This is a genomic window from Mesorhizobium sp. dw_380 (assembly GCF_018588885.1).
Taxonomy (GTDB): Bacteria; Pseudomonadota; Alphaproteobacteria; order Rhizobiales; family Rhizobiaceae; genus Mesorhizobium.
Genome location: NZ_JAFFIW010000004.1, coordinates 276,902 through 295,572, shown reverse-complemented (window position 1 = coordinate 295,572; position 18,671 = coordinate 276,902). Strand labels below are relative to the sequence as shown.

17 protein-coding genes and 2 pseudogenes are annotated in these 18,671 nt (G+C 63.1%); 9 read left to right on the top strand and 10 right to left on the bottom strand.

Going from position 1 to position 18,671, the window contains the following annotated elements; genetic code table 11:
• The 3 genes and pseudogenes from JT360_RS06270 to JT360_RS06260 form a co-directional block, all read right to left on the bottom strand.
• Positions 1-192 (bottom strand): annotated as a pseudogene (locus JT360_RS06270) (glutamine--fructose-6-phosphate transaminase (isomerizing)); the annotation flags it as partial.
• A 200-nt stretch (positions 193-392) separates the two neighbouring features.
• Positions 393-1,769 (bottom strand): bifunctional UDP-N-acetylglucosamine diphosphorylase/glucosamine-1-phosphate N-acetyltransferase GlmU, encoded by a 1,377-nt coding sequence (gene glmU, locus JT360_RS06265; RefSeq protein ID WP_214470737.1) that lies wholly within the window; start codon positions 1,767-1,769, stop codon positions 393-395.
• Positions 1,770-1,931: 162 nt separating this feature from the next.
• On the bottom strand, positions 1,932-2,678 hold the full coding sequence (locus JT360_RS06260) for a cytochrome c biogenesis CcdA family protein (protein WP_214470736.1): 747 nt from the start codon (positions 2,676-2,678) through the stop codon (positions 1,932-1,934).
• 169 nt (positions 2,679-2,847) lie between these two features.
• Here JT360_RS06260 and JT360_RS06255 point away from each other — a divergent pair, with 169 nt between their 5' ends.
• The 9 genes from JT360_RS06255 to rpmG all read left to right on the top strand — a co-directional run bounded on the left by JT360_RS06255 (position 2,848) and on the right by rpmG (position 11,885).
• On the top strand, positions 2,848-3,225 hold the full coding sequence (locus JT360_RS06255) for a COG4315 family predicted lipoprotein (protein WP_214470735.1): 378 nt from the start codon (positions 2,848-2,850) through the stop codon (positions 3,223-3,225).
• Positions 3,222-3,575 (top strand): hypothetical protein, encoded by a 354-nt coding sequence (locus JT360_RS06250; RefSeq protein WP_214470734.1) that lies wholly within the window; start codon positions 3,222-3,224, stop codon positions 3,573-3,575. Before JT360_RS06255 ends, JT360_RS06250 begins: the two co-directional genes overlap by 4 nt.
• Positions 3,576-3,583: 8 nt before the next feature.
• Complete coding sequence (gene topA, locus JT360_RS06245) at positions 3,584-6,208, top strand: type I DNA topoisomerase (RefSeq protein ID WP_214470733.1); 2,625 nt, start codon at positions 3,584-3,586, stop codon at positions 6,206-6,208.
• A gap of 6 nt (positions 6,209-6,214) precedes the next feature.
• The gene (rnr, locus tag JT360_RS06240; protein WP_214470732.1) at positions 6,215-8,533 is read left to right on the top strand and encodes a ribonuclease R; all 2,319 of its coding nucleotides are present in this window, start codon (positions 6,215-6,217) and stop codon (positions 8,531-8,533) included.
• Positions 8,533-8,967 carry a DUF983 domain-containing protein gene (locus JT360_RS06235; protein ID WP_214470731.1) on the top strand — a complete coding sequence of 145 codons (435 nt, stop codon included), beginning with the start codon at positions 8,533-8,535 and terminating at the stop codon, positions 8,965-8,967. The genes rnr and JT360_RS06235 overlap by 1 nt, the downstream gene beginning before the upstream one ends.
• Positions 8,968-9,040: 73 nt before the next feature.
• Entirely contained in the window at positions 9,041-9,781 is a 741-nt protein-coding gene (locus tag JT360_RS06230) for an NUDIX hydrolase (protein ID WP_214470730.1), read from the top strand.
• Between the two features lie 23 nt (positions 9,782-9,804).
• A complete protein-coding gene (locus JT360_RS06225; RefSeq protein ID WP_214470729.1) occupies positions 9,805-10,983 on the top strand; it encodes an MFS transporter in 1,179 nt (392 codons plus the stop codon).
• Between the two features lie 113 nt (positions 10,984-11,096).
• Complete coding sequence (locus JT360_RS06220) at positions 11,097-11,552, top strand: YqfO family protein (RefSeq protein ID WP_214470728.1); 456 nt, start codon at positions 11,097-11,099, stop codon at positions 11,550-11,552.
• A 165-nt stretch (positions 11,553-11,717) separates the two neighbouring features.
• The gene (rpmG, locus tag JT360_RS06215; RefSeq protein WP_006201775.1) at positions 11,718-11,885 is read left to right on the top strand and encodes a 50S ribosomal protein L33; all 168 of its coding nucleotides are present in this window, start codon (positions 11,718-11,720) and stop codon (positions 11,883-11,885) included.
• Positions 11,886-11,969: 84 nt separating this feature from the next.
• Here the strand turns inward: rpmG and JT360_RS06210 are convergent, their stop codons facing one another.
• The 7 genes and pseudogenes from JT360_RS06210 to JT360_RS06180 form a co-directional block, all read right to left on the bottom strand.
• Positions 11,970-13,037 carry an ABC transporter ATP-binding protein gene (locus JT360_RS06210; RefSeq protein ID WP_214470727.1) on the bottom strand — a complete coding sequence of 356 codons (1,068 nt, stop codon included), beginning with the start codon at positions 13,035-13,037 and terminating at the stop codon, positions 11,970-11,972.
• Between the two features lie 4 nt (positions 13,038-13,041).
• A complete protein-coding gene (locus JT360_RS06205; protein WP_214470726.1) occupies positions 13,042-13,890 on the bottom strand; it encodes a carbohydrate ABC transporter permease in 849 nt (282 codons plus the stop codon).
• Positions 13,890-14,813, bottom strand: a complete 924-nt coding sequence (locus JT360_RS06200) for a carbohydrate ABC transporter permease (protein ID WP_214470725.1) — start codon at positions 14,811-14,813, stop codon at positions 13,890-13,892. Before JT360_RS06200 ends, JT360_RS06205 begins: the two co-directional genes overlap by 1 nt.
• 221 nt (positions 14,814-15,034) lie before the next feature.
• Positions 15,035-16,312 carry an ABC transporter substrate-binding protein gene (locus JT360_RS06195; protein WP_214470724.1) on the bottom strand — a complete coding sequence of 426 codons (1,278 nt, stop codon included), beginning with the start codon at positions 16,310-16,312 and terminating at the stop codon, positions 15,035-15,037.
• 29 nt (positions 16,313-16,341) lie between these two features.
• On the bottom strand, positions 16,342-17,529 hold the full coding sequence (locus JT360_RS06190; protein WP_214470723.1) for a PLP-dependent transferase: 1,188 nt from the start codon (positions 17,527-17,529) through the stop codon (positions 16,342-16,344).
• A complete protein-coding gene (locus JT360_RS06185) occupies positions 17,526-18,260 on the bottom strand; it encodes a FadR/GntR family transcriptional regulator (RefSeq protein WP_214470722.1) in 735 nt (244 codons plus the stop codon). Before JT360_RS06185 ends, JT360_RS06190 begins: the two co-directional genes overlap by 4 nt.
• Before the next feature lie 151 nt (positions 18,261-18,411).
• A pseudogene (locus JT360_RS06180) lies at positions 18,412-18,585 on the bottom strand (FAD-dependent monooxygenase); the annotation flags it as partial.
• Between the last annotated feature and the right edge of the window lie 86 nt (positions 18,586-18,671).

The window sequence follows — 18,671 nt, the reverse complement described above, 5'->3', positions numbered from 1 at the left end:
CTCGAGCGGCTCGTCCCTGAGCCGGCGCTCCAGATTGACCAGCTTGCCCTCGGCGCGGCGGCGGCCAAGCTCGCCCTTCTCGATGGTGGCGACGCCGGCCGAGTCATAGCCGCGATATTCGAGCCGCTTCAGTGCATCGACGATGAGCGGCGCAACCTGCGAATGGCCGATGATTCCAACGATACCGCACATGCAGACAGTCCCCGATTCCCCATGGAAAACCAGCGCTATTTAGGGATGGCCGGCCTGCCGCGGAAGTCACATTGCATTTCGTCCGCTGTAACGGACGCTCCTGCACGCATGCACCATGACAGACCGCTCTTGCAATCCGGTTACTGCAATCGTTCGGTTTTTCGATTGCTTCGACAAGGAGCAAATCCGCCGACCAATCGCTAATGGTCGGCGTTGGCTGCCTTTTTCTTCGCAGCCGCGGCCGAGGCAAAGCGCTCGCGCAATTCCTTGCCCTTGCCGGGGATGGTCTTCTGGCGAGCACGGCCGAAGGCCAGCGCATCGTCCGGCACGCTTTCGGTGATGACGCTGCCGGAAGCGATGTAGCCGCCGTTGCCGATCGTGACGGGTGCCACCAGGGAAGAATTCGAGCCGATGAAGGCGCCCTCGCCGATATCGGTGAAGTGCTTCAGATAGCCATCATAATTGCAGGTGATGGTGCCGGCGCCGATATTGGCGCCCGCTCCCACACGGGCATCGCCGATATAGGTCAGATGGTTGACCTTCGCGCCCTCCTCGATGACAGCCTGCTTGACCTCGCAGAAATTGCCGACCTTGGCTTTCTGCCTGAGATCGGCGCCAGGCCGCAGCCGCGCGAACGGCCCGACATCGCAATTGGAAGCGATGGTGGCGCCTTCAATATGGCTGAAGGCATGGATCTTGGCGCCGCTCGCGATCGTCACGCCCGGACCGAACCAGACATTGGGCTCGACGATCGTGTCGGCGCCAATTTCGGTGTCGTACGAGAAATACACCGTCTCGGGCGCAAGCAGCGTCACGCCGGACAGCATCGCCTCCTGGCGCCGACGCTGCTGCCAGATGCCCTCGGCCTGCGCCAGTTCGGCGCGGTTGTTGATGCCGAGCGCGTTCTCGAAACTGGCTTCGGTGGCGACGACATCGAGGCCTTGCGCGCCCGCGATCTCGACGATGTCGGTCAGATAATATTCGCCCTTGGCGTTCTTGTTGCCGACCGCGTCGAGCAGCTTCAGCGCATGGACGCCGGCCACCGCCATCATGCCGGCATTGCAGAAGCCGATCTTCTTCTCCGCCTCGGAGCAGTCCTTTTCCTCGCGGATGGCGATCAGCTTGCCGCCTTTTTCGACCAGCCTGCCATAACCGTTTGGATTGGGCGTTCGGAAGCCGATCACCGCGACGGCCGCGCCTTCGGCGAGTTTCAGCCGCGCGAGGGTCAGAGCCTCGGCATCGATCAGCGGCGTGTCGCCGAACATCACAAGGATGTCGTCATAACCCCTTGATATCGCTTCACGCGCGGCAAGGACGGCATGCGCCGTACCCAAGCGCTCTTCTTGCACGAAGGTCTCTGTCTTCGGTGCAAACTTCGTCACCGCCTTGCGCATCTCTTCCGCGCCATGGCCGATGACGATCGCCTCGCTGCTTGCACCGGCGGCTTCAGCGGCCTTCACCACATGCGCGACCATCGGTAGCCCGGCGATCTGGTGCAGCACCTTCGGCAGCGCGCTCTTCATGCGCGTGCCTTCGCCGGCGGCGAGAATGACGGACAGGCAGGATCTCTGGCTCATGGATGGACAACCATATGAAAAGCGTTGGGAATCAAATCATGCTAGCAGTGGCGCCATGCTGCACCAATGCGGTTAAATTCCGGTGAGATGGGCCGGAGCAGTTGACTCTTAATCAGCGGGTCCACAGCCCAATCTTACACATGCAATGCTGCGCCGTGACGCCTACCCCAGTCGCCCCAGCACCGGAAAATTCTCCAGCAGCCAGTAGGACACCGCCTGAACGCCACCGGTCAGGAAAAACACGCCGGCGACGACCAGCAGCGCGCCGATGGCCTTTTCGACGCGGCCGAGATGGACGCGGAATTTGCTGAGGAAGCGCATGAAGGCGCCGGAGAACAAGGCGGCGATCAGGAACGGGATGCCGAGGCCGAGCGAATAGGCGGCCAGCAGCAGCGCGCCCTCGCCCACGGTTTCACGGCCACCGGCCAGCGTCAGGATCGGCCCCAGCACCGGGCCGATGCACGGCGTCCAGCCGAAGGCGAAGGCCAGTCCCATGACATAGGCGGCAACGACGCTTGCGGGCTTGCCCTGCGACTGGAAGCGGGCCTCGCGCGACAACAGCGGGATGCGCAGGATGCCGAGGAAATTCAAGCCCATCAGGATGATCAGCACGCCGGCGCCCATCGCCAGCGGCTCCTGCCAGACGCGCAGCAGCCGGCCGATGGTCGATGCGCCGGCACCGAGCGCCACGAACACGGTCGAGAAACCGAGCACGAAGGCGATAGAGGAATAAAGCAGCGCGCCGCGTATGCCTTCACGTGCCGTCACGCCGGCATTGCCGCGAAAATCATCGACCGAGACGCCGGCCATGTAGCAGAGATAGGGCGGCACCAGCGGCAGCACGCAAGGCGACAGGAACGAGATGGCGCCCGCCCCGACCGCGCTGACATAGCCGATGTCCAATGCCATTCCCTGAGCTCCGACCGTTTGGCGACGATATAACGGCAGGCGGGTTTGTCCGCCAATCACCATCGTGTGGCAAGTCATCGCGGCCGGGAAGAAAGCACCTTTGCACGGCGTTGACATAACGAGGCCGCGGTTTCCCGTGCGTCTCCGCATATCAGCCAGGGAGATTTCCATGAAAACGATAGCCACAGGGCTGGCCGCACTGCTGCTCAGCACCGCCGCATCCTTCGCCGCCGAGGCGTGGAAGGAAGCCGATGTCGGTGGCACCAAGATCTACACCGACGCCAAGGGCATGACGCTTTACACTTATGACAAGGACAGCAAGGGGGAGTCGAACTGCTACGACAAATGCGCCGCCAACTGGCCGCCGCTCAAGGCCGCGGCCGGCGCCAAGGGGGACCACGAATGGAGCGTTGTCAAACGCACCGACGGCACCAAGATGTGGGCCTATGACGGCAAGCCGGTCTACACCTTCATCAAGGACAAGAAGGCTGGCGACATGAGCGGTGACGGTGTCGGCGGCGTCTGGCACGTCGTCAAGGCCGATTGATTGAGCCTCCTTCCTGCCCGCTGGCGGGACATCAGCTGGCCGCCGGCGCCCTTCAGGCAATGGCGGCCAGCTTTTTTGCGCTGCGTGGCACGGCCAGGGTCCGGCACGCAACGCAATTCCTCGACTCACCTGAAAGAAGGCGGTCGTTTCGTCGCCTGGCGGTCATCATCTCCCCTGATCGAAATTCTGTGATCTTCTCCATACACTCTAAGAGTGTATTGCTGCCGGCGGCCTCGCAATTTGGGGCGCTTCCCCTTGACCGGATGCAAAAGCGCGGCCATGTGAGCGACAAACAGAAACGAGATTTCGTCGCGCGCAGCGGAATTCTTCTGGCGCATCACAGCAGATAAGAGACCTCATGGACGTCGTCGTCGTCGAATCGCCGGCCAAAGCGAAGACAATCAACAAATACCTCGGCAGGAACTACAAGGTTCTGGCCTCGTTCGGCCATGTCCGCGATTTGCCGGCCAAGGACGGCTCGGTGCGTCCGGATGAAGATTTCGCCATGTCCTGGGCGGTTGACACCGCCTCGGGCAAGCGGCTCGCCGACATCGCCAAGGCGGTCAAGGATGCCGACGGCCTGATCCTCGCCACCGACCCGGATCGCGAGGGCGAGGCCATATCCTGGCACGTGCTGGAAGTGCTGAAGCAGAAACGCGCGCTGAAGGACAAGCCGGTCAGCCGCGTCGTCTTCAATGCCATCACCAAGTCGTCGGTGCTGGAAGCCATGGCCAATCCGCGCCAGATCGATGCGCCGCTGGTCGATGCCTATCTGGCACGCCGGGCGCTGGACTATCTCGTCGGCTTCACGCTGTCGCCCGTGCTGTGGCGCAAATTGCCCGGCGCCCGCTCCGCCGGCCGCGTTCAATCCGTGGCATTGCGTCTGGTCTGCGACCGCGAATCCGAAATCGAACGCTTCATCCGCGAGGAATACTGGCAGATCGCCGCAATCCTCGGCACGCCGCGCAACGAGACCTTCGAAGCGCGGCTGACCGCGTTCGAGCGCAAGAGGCTGCAGAAGCTCGACATCGCCAACAAGGCGCAGGCCGACGACATCAAGGCAATGCTCGAGGGCGCGATCTTCAAGGCGCTGTCAGTCGAAGCCAAGCCCACCAAGCGCAATCCAGGCCCGCCCTTCACAACTTCGACGCTCCAGCAGGCCGCCTCGTCGGGCCTCGGTTTTTCGGCCACCCGCACCATGCAGGTGGCGCAGCGACTCTATGAGGGCATGGACATTGGCGGCGAGACCGCCGGTCTGATCACCTATATGCGAACCGACGGCGTGCAGATGGCACCGGAGGCGATCTCGGGTGCCCGTGACGCCATCGCCAAGGAATTCGGCCCAAAGTACCTGCCCGAAAAGCCGCGCCAATACACCGCCAAGGCCAAGAACGCCCAGGAGGCGCACGAAGCGATCCGTCCGACGGATTTCATGCGCACCCCGGCATCGGTCAGGCAATATCTCGATGCCGACCAGGCGCGGCTCTATGAACTGATCTGGAAGCGCGCTATCGCCAGCCAGATGCAGCCGGCCGAAATCGAGCGCACCACCGTCGAGATCGAGGCAGTCAACGGCGCCCGCACCGCCGAACTCCGCGCCATCGGTTCGGTCGTCCGTTTCGACGGTTTCATCGCCGCCTACACCGATCAGAAGGAAGACGATGCGGAAGACGAGGAAAACCGTCGTCTGCCGGAAATCCGCGCCGGCGAGCAGCTTGCCCGCAAGGCGATCAATGCCACCCAGCACACGACCGAGCCGCCGCCGCGCTATTCCGAGGCGACGTTGATCAAGAAGCTGGAAGAGCTCGGCATCGGCCGCCCCTCGACCTACACCGCTATCCTGAAGACGCTCGAGGACCGCGATTACGTCACCATCGACAAGCGCCGGCTGGTGCCGCAGGCCAAGGGTCGCCTGCTATCGGCATTCCTGGAAAGCTTCTTCGAGCGCTATGTCGAATACGACTTCACCGCCTCGCTCGAGGAAAAGCTCGACGAGATTTCCGACGGTAAGCTCGCCTGGAAGGACGTGCTGCGCGATTTCTGGAAGGATTTTTCCGGCGCCGTCGCCGACATCAAGGAACTGCGCGTCACCGACGTGCTCGATGCGCTCAACGAGGAACTGGCGCCGCTGGTGTTCCCCGCGCGCGAGGATGGTTCGAACCCGCGCATCTGCCCGAAATGCGGCACCGGCAATCTGTCGCTGAAGCTCGGCAAGTTCGGCGCCTTCGTCGGCTGCTCGAATTATCCGGAATGCTCCTTCACCCGCCAGCTCGGCGACGCCGCCAATCCCAACGGGGAGAATGGCGGCGGCGATGACGGCACCAAGGTGCTCGGCAAGGACCCCTACACGGCGGAGGAAATCACCCTGCGCAGCGGCCGCTTCGGCCCCTACATCCAGCGCGGCGACGGCAAGGAAGCCAAGCGTTCGAGCCTGCCCAAGGGCTGGACGCCGGAATCCATCGACCACGAGAAGGCGCTCGCCTTGCTGGGGCTGCCACGCGACGTGGGAAAACATCCCGAATCCGGCAAGATGATCTCGGCCGGGCTCGGCCGTTACGGCCCGTTCGTGCTGCATGATGGCACCTACGCCAATCTCGACAGCATCGAGGATGTGTTCTCGATCGGCCTCAACCGCGCCGTCACGGTGATTGCCGAGAAGCAGTCGAAGGGCAAAGGCGGCCGCAATGGCGGCACGCCGGCAGCCCTGAAGGAGCTTGGCGATCATCCGGATGGCGGTGGTAAGATCGTCGTGCGCGACGGCAAATACGGGCCTTACGTCAATTTCGGCAAGGTCAATGCCACGCTGCCCAAGGGCAAGGATCCGCAATCGGTGACCATCGAAGATGCGCTAGCGCTGATTGCCGAGAAGGAAGCCAAGGGCGGCGGCGGCAAGAAGCCGTTCCGCAAGGCGGCGGCAGCGGCCAAGACCCCAGCGGCCAAGAAAACAGCGGCCAAAAAGTCGGCCGCGAAGAAAAAAGGGTAGGACGGCGTGGCGCGCAGGACGACCGGAAGAAAGCACGGCGATCCGCGCACCGCCGACACCAGGGCCAAGGTCAAGGACGACTACCGGCCGTCCCGCGACGAAATCCTGCGCTACATAGCCGAAAATCCCGACCACGCGGGAAAACGCGATATCGCCAAGGCATTCGCACTGCGCGGCAACGACCGCATCTGGCTGAAGGATCTGCTGCGCGACCTGCAGGATGAGGGTGTCCTGACCAAGGAGCGCAAGCGGCTGGCCCGCGTCGGTGCCCTGCCCCATGTCGCGGTCCTCGATATTTTCGACCGTGACGCCGATGGCGTGCTGCTGGCGCGCCCCACCGAACACGGCCCCAACGGTCCGCCACCCATTGTTTCCATCCGCCTTTCGCGCAGTGGCAGTGGCCCGGCGCCTGGCATCGGCGACCGCGTGCTGGCCAAGACTTTTCCTGCCGACGAGACCAATGTCGCCCTGGGTGGCCCCGCCTATACCGGCCGGGTGATGAAGATCTTCGAGAAACGCAGCGAAGCGGTTCTCGGCGTCTTTCGCGTGCTCCAGGACGGCACCTTTCGCATCGAGCCGGTGGAACGTCGTCAGCCCGAACTGATCGTCGACAAGGAATTCCAGAACGGCGCCAGAAACGGCGACCTGGTCGAGGTCGAGCCAGCGCGCGCCTCGCGCTACGGTCTGCCCCACGCCAAAGTGCTCAACGTGGTGGGTTCGTTGACCAGCGAGAAGGCGGTCTCGATGATCGCCATCCATGCGCACGACATTCCGCACATTTTCCCGGCCGATGTCATCGCCGAATCCGAGGCCGTCAAACCAGCGACGCTTGACCATCGCGAGGACTGGCGCGACCTGCCGCTGGTCACCATCGATCCGGCCGACGCCAAGGACCATGACGACGCCGTCTTCGCCACGCCCGACCTCGACGAGAAGAACCCGGGCGGCATGATCGCCACCGTCGCGATCGCCGATGTCGCAGCCTATGTCCGCTATGGCACCGCGCTTGACCGCGAAGCGCTGAAGCGCGGCAATTCGGTCTATTTTCCGGATCGCGTCGTGCCGATGCTGCCGGAGCGTATTTCCAACGATCTCTGTTCGCTGCGCGAGGGCCAGGATCGGCCGGCGCTGGCGGTGCGCATGACCTTCTCCGCCGATGGCCACAAGATCAGGCATTCCTTCCATCGCATCATGATGAAGTCGGCGGCGAAGCTCGCCTACCCGCAGGCGCAGGCGGCGATCGACGGCGTGCCGGACGACAAGACCAGCCCGATCCTGGACACGGTGCTGAAGCCGCTGTGGGATGCCTATGCGATCCTCAAGCGCGGACGCGATGGCCGCCAGCCGCTCGAGCTCGACCTGCCGGAGCGCAAGATCCTGCTCAAGCCGGATGGCACGGTCGACCGCGTCACCGTGCCGGAGCGGCTCGATGCCCACAAACTGATCGAAGAATTCATGATCCAGGCCAATGTCGCCGCCGCCGAGTCGCTGGAGGCGAGGAAGCAGGCGCTGGTCTACCGCATCCATGACGCGCCGTCGCTCGCCAAGCAGGAATCGCTGCGCGAATTCCTGCAGACGCTTGGCCTATCGCTGGCGCGCGGCGCGCAGATGCGGCCCAGCCAGTTCAACGGCATTCTGGAGCGTGTGCGTGGCGCCGATAATGAGGGGTTGGTCAACGAAGTGGTGCTGCGTTCGCAAAGCCAGGCCGAATATTCGCCTGGGAATATCGGTCATTTCGGCCTCAATCTGAGGCGCTACGCGCATTTCACCTCGCCGATCCGCCGCTACGCTGACCTGATCGTCCATCGCGGGCTTATCGGCGCCCTTGGCCTCGGTCCGGGCGGGCTGACGCAGGACGAGGAGGCTCGGCTTGAAGACGTCGCGGTGCTCATCTCCGGCACCGAACGGCGCGCCATGGCGGCCGAGCGAGACACGGTTGACCGACTGATCGCCGCCTACCTCGCCGAGCGCATCGACGACCGCTTCGACGCCCGCATCTCCGGCGTCACCAAATCAGGACTCTTTGTCCAATTGCCGCAATATGGCGCCGATGGTTTCATCCCGGTGTCAACTCTGGGCGGCGACTACTATATATACGACGAAACCGCCCGCTCCCTGTTCGGAGAACGCTCGGGCAAAGGCTATCAACTGGCTGACCGCGTCGAGGTCCGGCTCGTCGAGGTGGCGCCGATGGCCGGCGCGATGCGCTTCGAGATGTTGACCGACCCGAAGCCCCTGCCAGGCTCTGTCAGGTCGTTTCACAAGGCTAAGGGCCGCGCCCGTGCGTCGCAATCGCGACCGGGTTCGCGCGGCAGGAGACGATGATGGAACAACAGGCTTTTGGCGGCGAACATCACACGGGCCGCATTGCCCGCCCCTTGTGGACGGCGATGAAGCGCGGCCTGCTGGGCCGATGCCCGAATTGCGGTGAAGGCAAGCTGTTCCGCGGCTTCACCAAGACCGTCGAGACCTGCAGCGTCTGCGGCGAGGAGATGCATCACCATCGCGCCGACGACCTGCCGGCCTACCTGGTCATCGTCATAGTCGGCCACATCGTTCTCGGTGCCTTCATGGCTGTGGAAGCGACGTCGACCTTGTCCACCTGGCAACACATCCTGATCTGGGTGCCCCTGACCATCATTTTGTCGGTTGCGCTGCTGCAGCCTGTCAAAGGCGCCGTCATCGGACTGCAATGGGCATTCTATATGCACGGATTCGGTGGCGAAAAGGATGTAGTAGAGCCGCATCCCGGGGCCTGAGGTGCTGGCTGGCGCAATATGCCAATCGTCAAGGCCACTTTCACATGCAAGAAGTTTCCGCTAGGTCCAGCGCATGGATGGTATGACCAAGGCGGAAGTCGACAGGATCGAGCGGAGCATGGTCGCTCATAGCGATCGGCCCATGCGCCCACGCGACGCGGCGACCCTGATCCTTCTCGACCACAAGGGCGATGAGGTGCAGGTGCTGATGGGCCGCCGTCACGCCGGCCACGCCTTCATGCCTGGGAAATTCGTCTTCCCCGGAGGCCGTACCGACCCCGCCGACAGCCGCATCCCGATCGCCGCCCCCCTGCACCCGGAACAGGAAGCAAAGCTCGTTGCCGGCCCCGGCCGGACCAGCGCCGCGCGAGCCCGCGCCATCGCGCTGTCGGCGATCCGCGAGACCTATGAGGAGGCGGGGCTGCTGATCGGCCGCAAGGGTGCCTTCGCCACCGCGAGGCGCGACTGGCAAGGCTTCGCCGATCACGGCGTGCAGCCCTCGCTGGACATGCTGCGCTTCATCGCGCGGGCCATCACTCCGCCCAACCGGGTGCGCCGCTTCGACACCCGCTTCTTCAGCGCCTGGCGCAGCGACGTCGCCGTCGAACTGCCCGGCGGAGGCCCGACCAACGAACTTGAGGAACTGGTCTGGCTGCCGCTTGCCAAGGCAAGGGAAGCCGACATTCCCGACATCACCCGTATGATCCTGGACGAGCTCGAAAAGCGTCTCGCCCACGATCCGCAGTTGCGTCCGGGCAGCCCCGTGCCCTTCTACCGGCTGATCCGCAATCGCTTCACCCGCGAAATTTTGTAAAACATCGAGTACTCAGACATCCCATGACGGTCGATACCCAACAACAGGGCGACGAATGCGTACACTGGTTGCCGATGGTCGCGGCGATCTCGTCGATCAGCGTCGTCGGCATTGCGATCGGCCTCGGCATGCCGCTGCTCAGCGTCATCCTGGAGACACGCGGGCATTCGGCCTCGATGATCGGCCTCAACACGGCGGTCGCCGGCCTGGCCTCGATCGCCGGTGCGCCGCTCGCCACGCCGCTCGCCATGCGCTTCGGCGTGGCCTGGACCATGATCGCCATGATCGCCGCCGGTGCGCTAGCCTTCGTCGGCTTCCATTTCGCACCCGACTTCTGGATGTGGTTCCCGCTGCGCATCGTGCTCCACATAGCGCTGACCGTACTGTTCATCCTGTCGGAATTCTGGATCAGCACCTCGGCGCCGCCGCACCGGCGCGGCCTTGTCCTCGGCATCTATGCCACCGTCCTGTCGCTCGGTTTTGCCGCAGGGCCGTGGCTGTTTGCCCATCTCGGCAGTTCCGGCTTCAGGCCGTTCGGCGTCATCATCGCACTGGTGGCGCTGGCTGCTATACCGGTGCTGGCCGCGCGCAACGAAAGCCCCACCATTGTAGCGGATGGCGAGACCAGCAATTTCCTGCGCTACATCTGGCTGGTGCCGTCGGCGACCGCCGCCGTGCTGGTGTTCGGTGCGGTCGAAACCGGCGGTTTCGCGCTGTTCCCTATCTACGGCAACCGCATCGGCTATTCCGAAGCCGACGCCGCATTGCTGCTCACCATGATCGGACTTGGCAACGTGCTGCTGCAGATCCCGATCGGCATGATCAGTGACCGCGTCAGCGATCGCCGCTATCTGCTGCTTGCCTGCGCCACAGTCGGCCTCGCCGGCACGGCATTCATGCCCTTCTTTGCGGCGAACTGGCACCTGATGGCCGCTCTGCTTTTCGTCTGGGGTGGCGTGGTCGCCGCCATGTACACGATCGGCCTTGCCCATCTCGGCTCGCAGCTTTCCGGCCATGAACTGGCGTCAGCCAACGCCGCCTTCGTGCTGTGCTATGGCGTCGGCATGGTGCTTGGCCCGCAGGCGATCGGCATCGGTATGGATGCGTTCGGTCCGTCCGGTTTCGGCTGGTCGCTCGGCCTGTTCTTCGGCGCCTACATGGCGCTGGTCAGTCTCAGGCTCGTCCGCAAGATCCTGCTGTAGCGCGCAACGAGCCCTTTATCGCCGCGGTGCGGCAGCAGGCTGCTGACAGAACCATGTCAGCAGCCCCGCGTTAAAAAGGGTGTCCCAAAACATCAGACGTTGAGGACACTCCCATGATCGACAGCGGCTTTGAAACCACATCCCTCCGAATGACGCTTCTGCTGCTTGTGACCTTCCAGGTCCCGGCCGCGGATGTCGACCGCATCATGGACGCCGTGGTGGCGATCGCCCCGCTTGTCATGGGCAAATATGACCGCAACGCCTATCAGTCGGCGCATGGCATCGAACGCTACCGGCCGCTTGAAGGGGCCGCGGCCGGCGCTGAAACCGAATTGCGCCGCCGCCCTGGCACGGTCGAGGTTTCATTCGAACTGCCCGATGACCAGGCGCTGGCCAGCCGCGTCGTCGAGGCGATTTTCCAGGCACACTCCTATCAGGAGCCGGTGATCCGCATCCAGCCGATCCTTGCCAGCCGCTCCAAGGGGCTGGACGACCGCGCCAATCCGAATCGCTGGTGGAACACGACCGGAGATTGGAAGAAGGTTGCGACAATTAAGGAAGAAGCATAGATCGGCCTTCCCTTCTGGGCCCCCTGCGGGAGAAGGAAGAGACGGTGGTGCTGCCGGGCTTGACTTTCCAGGCACGTTCTTTATGTGTCGCGGCAAGTTTCCCGCGTCCGGGTGTTTTCCCCGTGCTCCAGCGGCCAAAACTCCACGAACAAACGGACTGATACCATGGCCAAAGCCGCAAACATCAAGATCAAGCTTCTGTCGACCGCCGACACCGGTTTCTTCTACGTGACCAGCAAGAACAGCCGTACCAAGACCGACAAGCTGTCGTTCCGCAAGTACGACCCCGTCGCCAAGAAGCACGTCGAATTCAAGGAAACCAAGATCAAGTAATCTGGGTTTTCCCTTTGCAAACAAAAGTGCCGCCCATCGGGCGGCACTTTTGTTTGCAAGGTAGAAGCCCCAGCTGAATTTCCTTCAACCGATCCGATCGCCGCTTGTCGGATCGAACAGATGCAGCGACACCGGGTCGGCTGCCAGCCGCACGATGTCGCCGGGCTTCACGCCAGCGCGCCCCATGGCAAAGACGCAAAGCTGCTGGGCGGCCAGTTTGACATAGAACTGCGTCGAAAGGCCGAGCGGCTCCACAACCCCCACTTCGCCCTGCAGCGCACCGTCGTCGGCCAGCCGGATATGCTCTGGCCGCAGACCGATGGTAATCGCATCGCCGCCCTTGAGCGGCAGTCCGTCCGGCAGCTGCAGCGCCTGGCCATCGGACAGCACCGCTTCCAACACACCGTTCTTGCGGACCGTGGCCGGCAAAAAGTTCATGCCCGGTGAACCGATGAAACCGGCAACGAACATGTTGGCCGGACGGTCATAGAGATCGAGCGGCGCACCGACCTGCTGGATCAGCCCGTCATGCATGACAACGATGCGGTCGGCCATGGTCATGGCCTCGATCTGATCGTGGGTGACGTAGACAGAGGTGGTCTTCAATTGCTGGTGCAGCGCCTTGATCTCGGCGCGCATATGGACACGCAGCTGGGCGTCGAGGTTGGACAGCGGCTCGTCGAACAGGAAGACCTTGGGATCGCGTACGATGGCGCGGCCCATGGCGACCCGCTGGCGCTGGCCGCCGGACAGTTGGCGCGGCAGGCGTTGCAGATACCTGTCCAAGCCCAGCCGTTTGGCGGCACCGTCCACCCGCGCGTCGATTTCCGGCTTCTCGGCTTTGCGCAGCATCAGGCTGAAGCCCATGTTCTTCGACACGTCCATATGCGGATAAAGCGCGTAGGACTGGAATACCATGGCGATGTCGCGGTCCTTGGGCGCGACGTCGTTGACCAGCCGCTCGCCGATTCGGATCTCGCCGCCGGAAGCTTCCTCCAGCCCGGCGATCATGCGCAAAAGCGTGGACTTGCCGCAGCCGGACGGACCGACCAGGACGACGAACTCGCCATCGGCGATTTCAAGGTCGACCGCGTGCAGCACGCGGACGGCGCCATAATCCTTGCGGACCTTTTCGAGCGTAACTGAGGCCATCGATCTATCCTTTGACGGCGCCGGCGGTCAGGCCGGTGACGAGATAGCGTTGCAGGAAGGCGAAGAAGATGCAGACCGGGATCAGCGCCAGGATGGACGCCGCCATCATCTGTCCCCAGTCGACGGCGAATTTGCCGATGAAGGTGAGCAGGCCGACGGCGAAGGTCTTCTGGTCGTCGCTGGAAATCAGCATCAGGGCGAACAGAAGCTCGCTCCAGGCGGCGGTGAAGACGAAGCCGAGCGTAGCGCCCATGCCGGGTAACGTCAGCGGCACGATCACGCGGCGCATCGCCTGCGCCCGCGTGCAGCCGTCGATCATCGCCGCTTCCTCCAGGTCCCTGGGAATGCCATCGAAGAAGGATTGCATCAGGAAGGTGGCGAAGGCCGTGTTGAAGGCGGTGTAGATGATGATCAGCCCGGTCAGGCTGTTGATCAGGCCGATCTGCCCCATGACGCGGTAGATCGGCGGAATGACCATCACCAGCGGGAAGGTCTGGGTCAGAAGCAGCATCAGCGCCAGTGTCGCCTTGCCGCGAAAGGTGAAGCGCGACATGGCGTAGCCGGCGAGCGTGGCAATGACTGTCACCAATGCGGCCGTCGACACCGAAACGATGACGCTGTTGAGGAAATAGCGCGGGAAATCGGTGGCCTCGAGCACGGTGACGAAATTCTGCAACGTCATGTGCGACGGCCAAAAGGTAATGCCTTCGGAATAGAGCAGCCGCTCCGGCGTCACCGAGATCTTCAGAGTCCAGTAGATCGGGAACAAGGCGAAGACCACATAGGCCGCGATTGCCGCGTAAAGACCGACACCGCCGAAAAACCGTTGTGAAGCAGAGCGTCCCGCGATCATCAGACGTGCCTCACAAGAGAGCGACGGATGGCGATCAGCGCGATCGCATAGGCGATCAGCAGGACCAGCAGCAACACGGCCACCGCCGAGGCATAGCCCTTGTCCAGCGACTTGAAGGCACTGACATAGATGTAGACCGGCACCGTGTTGGTCGAGCCGGCCGGCCCGCCCTCGGTCATGACGAAGATCAGGTCGGCGAAGGTGGCGATCCAGATGGTGCGCAGCATCACCGTGATGGCGATCGTCGGCGCCAGGAACGGCAGCGTCACCTTGGTGAAGCGCTGCCAGGGCGAAGCGCCGTCGATCGCCGCCGCCTCATGCAGTTCCGACGGAATCGACTTCAGCGCCGCCAGAAGCGTGATGGCGAAGAACGGAATGCCGAACCAGACATTGGCAATGATCGGCCCCCACATCGCAGTCGCGGGGTCGGAGAGCACATTGGTCGGCTCCGCCTTCAGCCCCAGCGCGAACAACCAGTGCGGCAGCGGCCCGACAATCGGGTTGAACAGCCAGGCCCAGGTCAGGCCGGACAGGAAGGACGGCACTGCCCAGGGCAGAAACACCAGCGCCTGGACAAGCTTGCGACCCCAGAACGGCTTGTCGAGCAGCAGCGCCAGACCAAGGCCGAGGAAGAACTGAAAGAACAGGCTGGCGACGGTCCACCATAGCGTGTTGACCAGCGCCTGCCCCAGCACCTGGTCCGACAGCATCGCCTGATACTGGCCGAGCCCGATATATTCCGACTTGAAGGCCGAGAATTTGCGGAAGGAGTAGCTGATGCCGATGACCAGCGGCACGAGCAGCACGACGACCAGCAGGATGATCGCCGGGCTGAGATAAAGCCAAGGCTCGATCGCGGCATGCGACAGCCGCTTGCGACGCGGCTTGCCGGCGGATCTTATTTCGGACACGGCGTAGGTCATTGACTGTGGACGGCTCCAGGAGGCAGCGGATGGGCAATGAGCGTCCTTCTCCCCGTTCACGGGGAGAAGATGCCGGTCCACCCTCCGAAGCTGCAGCGCAGCTGCTGCGGAGGACGGGCAGGCAGATGAGGGGCAGCGCGAACCTATCGAGGCATGGCGCCGCCCCTCATCCGTCACTTCGTGACACCTTGTCCCCGTGAACGGGGAGAAGGGAAGAAAAACTACTTCTTGTTCTTCGCCATCCAGTCCTGCTGTTCCTTGGTCAGGAAGGCAGCCCATTGGTCTGCGACTTCCTTGGCCGTCTTCTGGCCAAGCAGCACTTCCTGAAAATTCTTGATCGCCACCTGGTCGACGAAATTGCCGAGGTTCTCCAGATGCGTCGGCGGGGTCACCATTTCATATTTGGAGGTGTCGCTGAGCTCCGTGAACCAGCCCTTGAACTGCTCGGTCTTGAAGTGGGGATCCTGGTCGGCGCCTTTGTGGATCGGGACGACGCCGACTTCCTTGGCCCATTCGAGATTGTCCTTGGGCGACAAAAGGGTCGACATCAGCTTCCAGGCGTCGTCCTTGTGCTGGGAATTGGCGAACATCGCCCAGCCGGCATAACCCAGCGTCGGATAGGATTTGCCGCTCGGACCAACCGGCAGCGGCGCGACGGCGAAGTCGTCGGCGCTCATTTTGTCGGCGATGCCGAGCAGCGCGTCCGGATCCTGGTTGAGCATGGCGCAGGTGCCGGAATAGAAACCGGTGACCGTCTCGTTGAAGCCCCAGCCTACCGCGTCCTTAGGCGCCAAGCCTTCCTTATACATGTCGGCCAGCATCTGCAGGCCCTTGACCGAGCCCTCCTCATTGATGGTCGAGGTGCCGTCCTCGTTGAAGTAGCCGCCCTTCCCGGCCGCAATGTTCATGAACATGTGCATGCCGTTGAAGGCGCCGGGACCGCCGCGCAGGCAGTAGCCATACTTGCCCGGAATGGCCGAGATTTTCTTGGAGTCGGCGACGAACTCGTCGAGCGTGGCCGGCGGGCCGTCGAGGCCGGCTTGCTTGAACAGCTTCTTGTTCCAGAACAGCGCATTCACATAGTAGCCATAGGGGATCATGAACTGGGTGTTGTTGACCGTCGAGCCGAACTGCTTGGCGCGGTCGCCGAGCGTCTTGGCATCGTCCCATTTAGCCATGTAGGGACCGAGATCCTCGAGCTGGGCGTTGTTGGCGTAGAGGCCCATCCAGCGTTCCGGCATCTCGACGACGTCGGGCGTATCGCCGGCCTGCACCATGGTCAGGAATTTCTCGAACGCCTGACCCCAGGGCAGCGAGATCAGTTCCACTTTGACGCCGGGATTGGCCGCCTCGAACTCGGCGATCTGCTTTTTCAGGAACTCGGTGCGCGGCGGGCTGGTGATGACTTCGACCATCTTGAGGGTCGAATCGGCCAGCGCGCTCCCGGCGGAAATCGCCAGCCCCGCGACGGTGGCAAGCATGACGGTCAGTTTCTTCATGTTCAAGACTCCCATTTTGAACCCGCTTGTTATTTTCTGGCTTTTTCGAAGGCCTGGGCCACGTCGGCCCACAGGTCTTCGACACTTTCCAATCCGACATTGAAGCGGATGGTTCGGGGGCTGACGCCGAAGCGCGCCATCGAATTCAGTCCCGGCGTCTGCTCCAGCGACGCCTTGGCCGGTACCACCAAGCTCTCGTGCCCGCCCCAGCTGACGCCGATGCGGAAATATTTCAGCGCGTCGACGAAGACGGGGATGTCGATATCCTCCGTCACCTCGAAGGAGAACAAACCGGCATAGCCGGCCAGCGTCGCCTTGCCCGGATGGTTCGAATAGACAGGATGGTTGACCCGCTCGACACTGGCATGCGCCTTCAGCCGCTCGGCGATGATGAGGCCGCTTTTCATATGATGCGGCAGGCGCAGCGGCAGCGTGCGCAGGCCGCGCAGCAACAGCCAGGCCTCGAAAGGCGACAGCTTGCCGCCAAGATAGGAATAGGTCTGCTCGTTTATGTGCTTGATATGAGCGGCCGAGCCCGCCACCACGCCGGCGACAGTGTCGCTGTGGCCGCCGAGATATTTCGAGGCCGAGTGCAGCACCAGATCGACGCCGTGCATGATCGGCTTCTGGAACACCGGCGTCGCCCAGGAATTGTCGATGGTGGTGACGATGCCCTGCTCCTTGGCCAGCCGGGTCAGATGCGGCAGGTCCTGCAGCTCGAACAGCATCGAGGTCGGGCTTTCCAGGTAAAGCAGCTTGGCGCCGGGTAAGGCCGCGGCGACCGCATCCGGGTCTGAGCCGTCGACATAGTCGACCTTGATGTTGAGCCGCGGCAGGAGCCGCTCGAACAGCCGGTAGGCATCGCCGTAGCAGTTACGCACCGCAACGATGCGCTCGCCGGCACCGACAAAGGCAAGCACCGTGGCGCTGATCGCCGCCATGCCGCTGGAAAAGCCGCGTGCGGCCTCGGCGCCCTCCAGTGCGGCGACGCGGGCCTCGAACTCCATCACCGTCGGATTGTCGCCGCGCGAATAGATCGGCTGCTTTCGCTTGCCGGCAAAAGTATCGGCCATTTCGGCATAATTGGCGAAGGTGAACAGCGAAGTCTGGTAGATCGGCGGCACCACGGCGCCGCCTGGGAACGGTTCGTCATGCGCCAAGAGCGTCGCCGCCTCGGCGAGATAGTCGTAATCGAAACCTGATGGGTGCTCGTTCATGTCTGGCTCGAAAGTTTGAGTTTGGCGGCACCGCGCTTCAAATCGTCCTCGACGGTGGCGATCAGCTTCAGCGCCTCGGCGCGGGCACCTTGCGGGTCGCGCGCGGCGATGCATTCGTAGATGGTGCGATGGTAGGGGAAGCTAGCGTGGCCGAAATCGCGCACACCGAGCGGATGCTCCCAGAAGCGGTGGAACAGTTCGTGCATGGCGGCGATGATCTGTTCGAACAGCGGATTGCCGGAGACCCGGTAGATCGCCTGGTGGAACTCCCAGTCCTCTTCCGACGACATGCCGTCACGGGTGCGAAACGCCTGCTCCATGATGTCGAGCTTGCGCTCGATCTCGGCGACGTCGGCCGGGCTTGCACGCTCGGCACAAAGCGCCGCGGCCTCCGCTTCCAGGGCCCGGCGGATTTCCAGTGTCTGCATCAGGCTGGTGAAATCATTGCCGCCCGCAAACGTCAGCGGCATGTGCAGCATGTCGGGTGACACGGCCGCCTTGAGATAGGTGCCGCTGCCTTGCCGACGCTCGACGAGACCAAGCCCCTCCCAGCGCGTCAGCGCCTCGCGCACCGTGTTGCGGCTGACCTTCAGGCGCTCGGCCAGAATGCGTTCGGTCGGAAGCCGCTCGCCCGGCTGCAGGGCTTCGGCACGAACAAAGCCCACCAACGCCTTCAGCACGGCGTCATCGCGCGCCGTCGTCTGAATGGGTGGCAGGCTGTTCTGGTCCACACTTCCTCCCGACGTTGCGCAAGTGGTCCAATGGTCCAACCAATTTCTGCACGGATGGAAACTCCTGTCAATCGCCTGTCAGGAGATCACCCGTCCTCAAGCTGTTGAGGATCGCGACGTAATGTGTTGCAGGGTCGGGCCAACCAGCTTCGAACCGGTCGGCAATTCCACGTTGATCGAGCACCTCTATGGTGCGTGCGTGCAGACCACCCGCGCGCAAGCCGATCAGCTGCTGGGTCGCCAGCATCAACCCCGTCGGGCCACCTCCGGCAATCACCACCGCATGATCTCGTCGCGATCCGTCTACTGGCGATACGATACGCATTCTCATCACTCCCGTTTCCGCTGGCTTGGCCCGCGGTTCTACGGGAGGTACCGGGCCTTGAAGCAAGTCCCCTGTGCGCCATATGT

Excerpts from the sequence above, each read along its gene's own strand:
- glmU (WP_214470737.1), bottom strand. The coding sequence starts at position 1,769 with ATGAGCCAGAGATCCTGCCTGTCCGTCATTCTCGCCGCCGGCGAAGGC.
- JT360_RS06260 (WP_214470736.1), bottom strand. The coding sequence starts at position 2,678 with ATGGCATTGGACATCGGCTATGTCAGCGCGGTCGGGGCGGGCGCCATC.
- JT360_RS06255 (WP_214470735.1), top strand. The coding sequence starts at position 2,848 with ATGAAAACGATAGCCACAGGGCTGGCCGCACTGCTGCTCAGCACCGCC.
- topA (WP_214470733.1), top strand. The coding sequence starts at position 3,584 with ATGGACGTCGTCGTCGTCGAATCGCCGGCCAAAGCGAAGACAATCAAC.
- JT360_RS06235 (WP_214470731.1), top strand. The coding sequence starts at position 8,533 with ATGGAACAACAGGCTTTTGGCGGCGAACATCACACGGGCCGCATTGCC.
- JT360_RS06230 (WP_214470730.1), top strand. The coding sequence starts at position 9,041 with ATGGATGGTATGACCAAGGCGGAAGTCGACAGGATCGAGCGGAGCATG.
- JT360_RS06225 (WP_214470729.1), top strand. The coding sequence starts at position 9,805 with ATGACGGTCGATACCCAACAACAGGGCGACGAATGCGTACACTGGTTG.
- JT360_RS06220 (WP_214470728.1), top strand. The coding sequence starts at position 11,097 with ATGATCGACAGCGGCTTTGAAACCACATCCCTCCGAATGACGCTTCTG.
- rpmG (WP_006201775.1), top strand. The coding sequence starts at position 11,718 with ATGGCCAAAGCCGCAAACATCAAGATCAAGCTTCTGTCGACCGCCGAC.
- JT360_RS06210 (WP_214470727.1), bottom strand. The coding sequence starts at position 13,037 with ATGGCCTCAGTTACGCTCGAAAAGGTCCGCAAGGATTATGGCGCCGTC.
- JT360_RS06205 (WP_214470726.1), bottom strand. The coding sequence starts at position 13,890 with ATGATCGCGGGACGCTCTGCTTCACAACGGTTTTTCGGCGGTGTCGGT.
- JT360_RS06200 (WP_214470725.1), bottom strand. The coding sequence starts at position 14,813 with ATGACCTACGCCGTGTCCGAAATAAGATCCGCCGGCAAGCCGCGTCGC.
- JT360_RS06195 (WP_214470724.1), bottom strand. The coding sequence starts at position 16,312 with ATGAAGAAACTGACCGTCATGCTTGCCACCGTCGCGGGGCTGGCGATT.
- JT360_RS06190 (WP_214470723.1), bottom strand. The coding sequence starts at position 17,529 with ATGAACGAGCACCCATCAGGTTTCGATTACGACTATCTCGCCGAGGCG.